This is a genomic window from Idiomarina sp. Sol25 (assembly GCF_033052775.1).
GTDB lineage: Bacteria > Pseudomonadota > Gammaproteobacteria > Enterobacterales > Alteromonadaceae > Idiomarina.
This window is the reverse complement of record NZ_JAUPEW010000129.1, coordinates 1-268: the sequence shown is the minus strand read 5'-3', so window position 1 is coordinate 268 and position 268 is coordinate 1. Positions and strand designations below refer to the sequence as shown.

1 pseudogene is annotated in these 268 nt (G+C 53.0%); it reads right to left on the bottom strand.

Going from position 1 to position 268, the window contains the following annotated elements:
* Positions 1-268: pseudogene (locus Q5L94_RS13745) on the bottom strand (hypothetical protein); the annotation flags it as partial.

Genomic DNA, 268 nt, shown 5'->3' with positions numbered 1-268 from the left:
GCAAACTTCCAGCAGGCGGAACGCCCTCAGCCCCTGCATCGCATTCGCTGATATCGTTCAACCGCTCAACGCGCACGTTCGTAATTTCCAACAGAATGCGTGATGCCAATCGCGGCATGTGAATTGATGGACGCCACCCACCATCAAACTTTTCATTCACAGTGTGAGGTTTCCAGTCGGCATCATCGGGTATCGACCATAAGCCGTAATCACCAGGCTTTTGCTCACAACTGGCCCGATAAATCCTTGCTGCGCTCTTCTCATCGCC